Annotated in this window: 2 protein-coding genes; both read left to right on the top strand. The window is 43.7% G+C overall.

From position 1 onward, the window contains the following. Positions 1–34 precede the first annotated feature (34 nt). Positions 35–700 (top strand): MFS transporter, encoded by a 666-nt coding sequence (locus tag ENTHG_RS23085; protein ID WP_052332768.1) that lies wholly within the window; start codon positions 35–37, stop codon positions 698–700. 76 nt (positions 701–776) lie between these two features. After that, positions 777–1,877, top strand: coding sequence for a porin (locus tag ENTHG_RS23080; RefSeq protein WP_044185806.1), 1,101 nt, complete (start codon positions 777–779; stop codon positions 1,875–1,877). The last annotated feature ends 234 nt before the right edge of the window (positions 1,878–2,111 follow it).

Here is a 2,111-nt window from a genome sequence, read left to right as displayed (position 1 = left end):
CAGTGCGGCCATGGGCTCCACCGTCATGAGTGTAATGACATTTTTCCAGTGTGTCGGTATTCCCCTCTTTACCTGGCTGTGTATGCGTTATGGCAACGCCAATGCCTACAAAGTCGCGATTGCAATGATCGTGGTCAGCCTGGTGGGTTTCAGACTCATGACGCCTTCAATGCCGGGACTCACATTATGTATTTTAGGTGGAGCGGTTGCATTAGGGATTGCCCGTGGCGGTACCTATATGATCCCCTGGAATGTCTATGTATTTCTGCCGGATGTGGATGAGGCCCTGACCGGACGTCGACGTGAAGGTATCTACGCCGGAGTAATGATGCTGATGCGTAAGGTCTGCCAGGCGCTGGCCATGATGGTGGTGGGCTTTGCTCTTGATTTCTATGGCTACCAGAAAGGTATGTCCAGTGCGAGCGCTGAGACGATTGAGGGTATTAAACTGGTCTTTATTGCGGGTCCGGTTATTATGGCCTGCCTGGCATTTTATGGTTGTTTCCGGTTTAAATTAAATAAGGAAAATCACAAGATATTGACGACGGAACTGGAACGTCTTCGCAGTGGAGGCAAGCTGGAAGATGCTGCTCCTCATACAAAAGAGGTGATTGAATCCCTGACCGGGTATGAACATAAAAAGACCTGGGGTCACAATAACAAACCGGTATCGTCTGACCGACAGAATAATATGGCATAATTAAAAATCACATGGGATATCTGTTCCGGATATCCCTATATTCCCTACGTAATGAAATAAAATAACAGGATTTAATATGTACATTTTTCCTCGTAAAGTTAATGCACTGACTATTGCACTGGCCTGCTTTTGTTCTTCTGCCTATTCGGCTGAGATTTACAATAAGGCCGGAAATAAACTGGACCTTTATGGCAAGATCGATGCACTTCATCAACTCAGCGATAATAAAAGTGTCGATGGTGATTCAACCTATGTTCGTCTGGGATTTAGAGGTGAGACTCAAATCAATGATGGATTAACAGGATATGGGCAGTGGGAGTCTCAGTATAATGGCAACCAGGCCGAAGGCAGCAGTAGCTCCGCGGCGGTAACACGTGTTGCATTTGCAGGTCTGTCCTCAAGCAAATATGGTTCAGTTGATTATGGACGAAATTATGGTGTGGTGTACGACATTGCTGCGTGGACTGACGCATTACCAGAATTCGGTGGAGATGCATATGGCATTGATAACTTTATGTTCAAACGCACCGGTAACCTGTTGACATACCGCAACAATACACTGGTAGATGGCCTCAGGGTTGTTCTTCAGTATCAGGGGGAGAACGGTGGTGCGGGTGAAACAAATAATAGCCGTGAAGCGCTTAAACAAAATGGTGAAGGTTACGGCGCATCGTTAATCCAGGAATGGGATAATGGTGTGAGTGTTGGCGCTGCATTCTCAAGCTCAAACCGGACCCAGGGTCAGAATAATATGACTTATGGTCACGGTGACCGGGCTGATGTCTACCGTGCTGGTCTGAAGTATGATGCCAATCAGATTTATCTGGCAGGTACATTCACTGACTCACGTAATGCCACCATCTTCGGTAGCAGTAGCAAAGAAGTATATGGCTTTGCCAATCATGCGCAGATTATGGAATTTACTGCCAAATATGTTTTCAATAATGGTATTGTTCCTGTAGTATCTTATCTCCAGACAAAAGGTAAAGATATAGAAGGTTATGGTGAACAGGATTTGTTAAAGTACCTTGCCGTTGGCGCTAATTATTATTTCAATAAAAACATGTCTACCGCCGTAATGTATAAATTTAATTTCCTCAATGACAATGACTTCACCACTCGCAGTGGCATCAATACAGATGATGTTCTGGCACTAGATTTAGTCTATCAGTTCTAATTGTCCCATTTCATGCGCCAGGGATGGTGAATGGATGTTGTAGATTAGTCTGATTGTCTATCTTTATTATTGACAAGTCTATGTTATTAAAGGGATATAGAAAAATGCAATTAACAACTCGTAAATTACAGACGCAAAAAAATATTGCACTTGTTGCACATGATAATTGTAAGGAAACATTAATCGACTGGGTTGAACGTCATCATTTTCAGTTATCCCAGCATATTCTTTATG

Origin of the sequence: Phytobacter massiliensis JC163 (assembly GCF_000321045.1) — a bacterium.
Taxonomy (GTDB): domain Bacteria; phylum Pseudomonadota; class Gammaproteobacteria; order Enterobacterales; family Enterobacteriaceae; genus Phytobacter_A; species Phytobacter_A massiliensis.
The sequence above is the reverse complement of the archived record's forward strand: the minus strand, read 5'-3'. Positions and strand labels throughout refer to the sequence as shown.

Excerpts from the sequence above, each read along its gene's own strand:
- ENTHG_RS23080 (WP_044185806.1), top strand. The coding sequence starts at position 777 with ATGTACATTTTTCCTCGTAAAGTTAATGCACTGACTATTGCACTGGCC.
- ENTHG_RS23085 (WP_052332768.1), top strand. The coding sequence starts at position 35 with ATGACATTTTTCCAGTGTGTCGGTATTCCCCTCTTTACCTGGCTGTGT.